6 protein-coding genes are annotated in these 5,277 nt (G+C 46.4%); 2 read left to right on the forward strand and 4 right to left on the reverse strand.

The features are described 5' to 3' along the window. On the forward strand, positions 1-708 hold a 708-nt coding region (locus AAC083_RS02550), incomplete at its 5' end, for a conjugative transfer relaxase/helicase TraI domain-containing protein (RefSeq protein ID WP_308810989.1). A 1,573-nt stretch (positions 709-2,281) separates the two neighbouring features. Here the strand turns inward: AAC083_RS02550 and AAC083_RS02555 are convergent. Continuing rightward, positions 2,282-2,641, reverse strand: a complete 360-nt coding sequence (locus tag AAC083_RS02555) for a relaxosome protein TraM (protein ID WP_108535745.1) — start codon at positions 2,639-2,641, stop codon at positions 2,282-2,284. 659 nt (positions 2,642-3,300) lie between these two features. Here AAC083_RS02555 and AAC083_RS02560 point away from each other — a divergent pair. Then, the gene (locus AAC083_RS02560) at positions 3,301-3,774 is read left to right on the forward strand and encodes a transglycosylase SLT domain-containing protein (RefSeq protein ID WP_108535746.1); all 474 of its coding nucleotides are present in this window, start codon (positions 3,301-3,303) and stop codon (positions 3,772-3,774) included. A 1-nt stretch (position 3,775) separates the two neighbouring features. Here AAC083_RS02560 and AAC083_RS02565 read toward each other — a convergent pair whose 3' ends face one another. The 3 genes from AAC083_RS02565 to AAC083_RS02575 form a co-directional block, all read right to left on the reverse strand. Next, complete coding sequence (locus AAC083_RS02565) at positions 3,776-4,180, reverse strand: antirestriction protein (RefSeq protein WP_108535747.1); 405 nt, start codon at positions 4,178-4,180, stop codon at positions 3,776-3,778. 123 nt (positions 4,181-4,303) lie between these two features. Next, on the reverse strand, positions 4,304-4,579 hold the full coding sequence (locus tag AAC083_RS02570) for a hypothetical protein (RefSeq protein ID WP_108535748.1): 276 nt from the start codon (positions 4,577-4,579) through the stop codon (positions 4,304-4,306). A 9-nt stretch (positions 4,580-4,588) separates the two neighbouring features. Beyond that, a complete protein-coding gene (locus AAC083_RS02575; protein WP_108535749.1) occupies positions 4,589-4,834 on the reverse strand; it encodes a hypothetical protein in 246 nt (81 codons plus the stop codon). Positions 4,835-5,277: the final 443 nt, after the last annotated feature.

Consider the following 5,277-nt stretch of genomic DNA (forward strand, 5'->3'; position numbering starts at 1 on the left):
GGCAAATACATCGCCCCCGGCAAGAAATACCCGACCCCGCATGCTGCCTTCCCGACCTGGGACAATAATGGTAAGCCGAGCGGGGCCGCGATGGTAGAGCTCCGGCACCGGGTCGACCAGCCTGGGCCACGTCTGGACAAAGACTACCGGCTGGGGAGCAACGAGCAGGCGGCCTTTATCGGGTTGCAACGCGCCAGTAATGGTGAAACCCGGATCGCCACCAGTCTGGATGAGGGCATTGCGCTGGCCGCCGCCCACCCGAAAAGCGGGGTGCTGGTGAGCATCAACGGAGACATCCACCCGCACAACCTGCAGCGAATGACTGGCGGAAAACTGCTGGTCACCGACAGCGATAAGGCCCTGGCCACCATGGACAGCGAAAGCGACGGCACCATCAAACTGCCGGAGGACAAAGCCCAGCAGGAGGAAGCCAAACGCCAGGAAGCACTAATGAAGCAGGTGGCTAGGGAACACACCAAGGATGCAATCTCCCTTCCGGATGACAAGACGAACTCCCATGACCCGGATGCCGAGCGCCTCAAGCAGGACATCAAGCAACTGGACAGCGAGTCGGCCCTCAGTGACCGGCAACTACGGGAGATCGCCGCAATCAAAGACACGGCCAAAGCGAAGTACACGGCAGAGCTCACAGACAAACTTGACCGACTGGAGAGAGATATTATTAAGGAGATCACTCTAGGTGAGTAAATAGCGAATCGCATTTGAGATATCTAAGCAAGAAAGAGGGGGCCTTGATGCCCCCTCCTTTATGTTCCATCTGTATATATGCTTTGGTGTAGGCGAGTAATAAAGTGCCATACCAAGTATCAAAGTATCATACCTAGCAATAAACATTCATCCTTACTTAGGCCGTAGCCACGCCCCGTTGGTTTACCGTCTGAATCCGGTACAAATGTCTATTGAACGACAGCCTCTCCGTCCAGTAATACGGGGGGGGGATTCCCAGACAACCATGCTCACGCCAGCCACGGACGAGGGATGCGATCTCTTTCGTACTGTTAGTGTCTAAAAAGTGCCACGTCCTAATCATGCAAGCAACGTGGCAAAAGATGCCGATAGCTAGCGTTATCGACATCAGCTCCTTGCTTTTCTTTAAGTACCCACGTACTACGAATACAGGCATATACCTGCTGTTCTCAAATCTGGCATCGCTAAACCTTAGCCAGCCAAGCCAATTTTCATTTTTTTACAAGGATATATCCATGACTAATGCCTATGACAGCCGATACGGTGACAGACTATACGTTCCCTCTGTTGGTGAAATTCGGTGTTTCCACGTAACTCCAAAGCGCCCACCATCAGCTCGATTTGACGTGTTCATAATTCCCAGTATTGAGTCTAAAGACGCACTGATTCAGTTTTTCAAGGATCAAAAGAAGCTCCCAGCACAAGAACGCTGCTTTGTGACGGCAAGTCATAGGGATGGGACTTGCCTAGAACTTACGGTTACAGAAGGCGAAATTGGAGAGAGCTTGAGTAACGGGAAGTGTGAGCTTAGGACTACAATGGAAAACAAAGATTTCAGCAAAAAAGCCTCGACAGTTCAGGGGCATCCACCACGATAAAACACTAATATAGGGGCCTCTGGCCCCTTTGTTCTACCTACAGGCCTGACTGAGCATAATCAAACGTTCTGTTAAATTGGCTCAGGGAACAATAAAACAGGTTGGCATGACATTTTATTGCTCTTGGGTGTTATCCAATGGACGCAGAACTCGCCATTTGGTATGACACCATTACATCCGTGAGGGATATTCAAAACCATGAAAAGTTGACCTACTGTCATATCTGAGAAGGCAGGACATAGAGCACATAATCCCCCCCTCATTCATATACGCCTATTTACCAAATGAAATCAGTGTTCGCTCACACATCAAATAAAACCACCACGACATTTAACCCTCCCCATAAAAAACTCGCGCTAAAATAAATGTTCTCCATGGAGTCCTGTAACTCCATTTCCTTTTCACTTTAACCTTAATTGAATATGAAAGTAACTAGATCTTTAAGTGTAAATATGGGGACGCTATTGTTACGACATATTGAAGCCATGTAAACCGATTCATAATCGTAATTGCAGTAACGCTTGACGCAAGTCCCCCTAGGTAAAAAGCACCACGATTTAAGCAAGACTACTTTTGCGAAAACACGAACGAATTTAACTGGATGTATTTTATTCTATTTTAAAATTCATCCAGCCTGACTCCATAACATTAATTAAACCCATTCCATTCCGCTTACTAAAAATTGCCAAGACAACCTAGTCTTCTATATTTGGGAAGAATACCTCTATATCCCCCTCGATTGTTTTTTTAACTTTTTCTTTTACCGCAGAAACATCAATTCCATGCGATTCAGACAATGTTTTAGTCAAATACTGAGTTAGATACTTAGCCTCAAGGGCAGCTGTTATTAATAGTTTATCAAAATCATCTCGGCCACCAGAGGCATGTTCAGAACGACGAAGATTATAGACTCTCAACCCCAACTCAAGCAGCATACTTGTCTTACTGGAAAAGCTAACTTCCTCGGGATGAGCGCCCGCCTGAATATCTTCTTCCACAAAGGATTTTATCTCATCAATCACAGAGTTCTTGAGGTATATGGTCACTTTTGGCATAGATACAACTCTTAATTTATACTCGTAAAACAGACTTTATCATAGCAGCGCCCCCACCGCTACACCCGGCAAGCCTTATGCCAAGCACAACAGTGCGTAAACACCTAACCCATTGATATCACGATAGCGGTGCATCCACCGCTAGGTTATAACCAATTGATATAAAAAGTGTAGGCCATAGCACCGCCAGCAGCGCCGCTACATAGCGGCCATATAGCAGTGCATCAGCGGTGCCATGAAGGATTTCACAACGCACAAACACAAACCAATCAAACGCATGTCACTGTTTTTAAACAATTAATCTGCAAATTGAAAATTTGCTACGGGTGTGGAGCTTTGGGGTTGAAGAGTAGGCTATCTACCAATATGGGGTTTTGGCTGACTCGGTATATGCGCGCAGAGGGTGACGAGGGGATTTTTCGGCATCCGTTCGCCGGAAAATTTTCGAGTTATCCTCTGCGCGGCGTTTTTCATGGGGTTATCTTGCTCTGTGTGACTCTCTCACCGATATAGGACAGGGTGACGGGGGAATTGTGCGGCATCAGTTCGCCGTGCAATTTGCTCGTTACCCTGTCCAGGCATTTTAACGATATGAGGTTTACCTGGCATGGCTTGCTATCCAGTGGCAAAATGAAGGCATCGACCAGAGAGGGAGTGACATGAAAAAACTGTTTACGCTGATGCTTTTGCTATCCCAGAACGTGAGCGCCGCCGATTGTTTCGATCTCGCTGGTCAGGCTTACCGCATCGATCCCGATTTGTTGCGGGCCACCTCATTTCGAGAGTCCAGCTTTAATCCTCGCGCTCTGAATGTTGTTTCTGAGACAAAATATGCGGTGGGTCTAATGCAGATCCACTCTAGTAATTTCTCTCACCTCGCTCAGTTCGGCATAACCCCTACTGTTTTATACAATGATCCCTGTATGAATATTTACACGGGCGCTTACTATATGGCCATTGCCATTAAGAGGCTGGGGTACAACTGGGAAGCCGTGGGGGCTTACTATGCGGGATTCTCTAAGTCACCAGAACAGGCAGCAAAACGTAAGTGGTATATGGAACGAGTCAAATCAACTTATGAGCAAATAAAAAAGGCCCCATCAAAGAGGCCAAAGGACAGCAAGGGAAGTTGAATTAATCGATTGCACTGTATATTAAGTTGCGCTCGTCTAATGTCAGTGCATATGCACGGAGTGAGTGATAAAGTTGCACAAAACGATCATCATCTGTCATTTCCCACATGTAATAGTAAGCAAACAGGCAAGCGACAATACCTGTTGCGTGAGCAGTTAAAACCCCCTCAAAACCATTACTATCAACTGACAGACTATAACCTTCATCTTTCGCGGGGGGCACCATGAAGAAAGCACCGTTAGATACTTCCCACATATCCCAGTATCCGCCTTTATACGATTCACAGATTTCTTTGAGCCATCCGTAAATGTTGCCTTCCGTTTTCATCATCCAGCGCCCAAAATATTTTGGCATCATGTCCATGCGCTTAGAATCGATAACCAGACCAGCAATTAAAACGTCCATAAGGAATACTCCTCTATTGGTCTAGGCCAATCCCAGACCATGAAAAAATTATAACCTTACCACTGGTAGGGTGCAAGTTTTTTCTCGCCTTGCACCTTAAATAAATTAAACCATGTTACCCTTTTAATTACTTTGAACCTCCTCATATATAGCCATTATTTCATCGCTGCTATATGTTTTTTCTCCGTCAAAGTAAATTATTACCCAGTCACCATTTACACCTATTGCATTTATCACCCGCTCAGCCAACCATAACGCATCAACCGTTGCTATTATGTCCAACTTATCTGTTATTGACGGATTTTCTAAAATCAGATAGTCAGCCCCTCCCTTGATAGCCTCATCAAAACTACTCCAAGATCCAGATTGAAAAGCATACAGCCCTTTTGGCGTTCCCATGTTGCCCCTTTAATTAATGTTGCTCGGCTTCCAGTAAACGCCTATGTATTCCGCATTATCAGGCTTTCCCTGTACCTTCTCCCATTCAAACCCGTAAAAGTTTTGGCTTATTCTTTTTTCTGGAGACTTGAAGAATCGCCAAGTTTCAGGGCATTCCCAATAAAGTGTCTCCATTATTTTTATAGGGTTGTTTTTCTCATCAGTTACAATCCTTGTAGACATATACCCTTTGCCTTTTATTTCGGTATTCATCATAAGGCCCCCAGTGTAGATCTATTGGTTTTTTTTAGAAAATTTGCGTCTCTAGATTCTGAGCCGGTCTTTAGGTTTTCTGCGTCATTGGCATCTGCTCCCTACTTATTTTTATTTGCCTCTCTGAGTTCTTCGCCGTGCGAAGCGACACAACACGCCGACAAGAAGAAATAGCAAGAGGGCACTCAAAGCCGCAGCGCAAGCGAACTTGTTCGCGCGAACGGGTGCAGAGGGCACTCTTGCTATTTCTTCCGGCGTGTTATGTTGATGCGCGGTGAAGTCTCAGGGAGGAAAATAAGACCAGCAGCGGCCAATGATGCGGCAAGCGGAGCGCGCAGCCCCTTTAGGGGCGGAGGCATGAGCGATGGAAACCCGAAGGGGCGAGACAGCATCTTTTCGCTGGCTCGATGCGTAGCATGACAGCGCGACCGCTCGCGGTCATGCCC

Source organism: Aeromonas sp. HMWF014, from assembly GCF_963878295.1.
Classification (GTDB): domain Bacteria; phylum Pseudomonadota; class Gammaproteobacteria; order Enterobacterales; family Aeromonadaceae; genus Aeromonas; species Aeromonas popoffii.

Excerpts from the sequence above, each read along its gene's own strand:
- AAC083_RS02555 (WP_108535745.1), bottom strand. The coding sequence starts at position 2,641 with ATGCCAAAAGTGACCATATACCTCAAGAACTCTGTGATTGATGAGATA.
- AAC083_RS02560 (WP_108535746.1), top strand. The coding sequence starts at position 3,301 with ATGAAAAAACTGTTTACGCTGATGCTTTTGCTATCCCAGAACGTGAGC.
- AAC083_RS02565 (WP_108535747.1), bottom strand. The coding sequence starts at position 4,180 with ATGGACGTTTTAATTGCTGGTCTGGTTATCGATTCTAAGCGCATGGAC.
- AAC083_RS02570 (WP_108535748.1), bottom strand. The coding sequence starts at position 4,579 with ATGGGAACGCCAAAAGGGCTGTATGCTTTTCAATCTGGATCTTGGAGT.
- AAC083_RS02575 (WP_108535749.1), bottom strand. The coding sequence starts at position 4,834 with ATGATGAATACCGAAATAAAAGGCAAAGGGTATATGTCTACAAGGATT.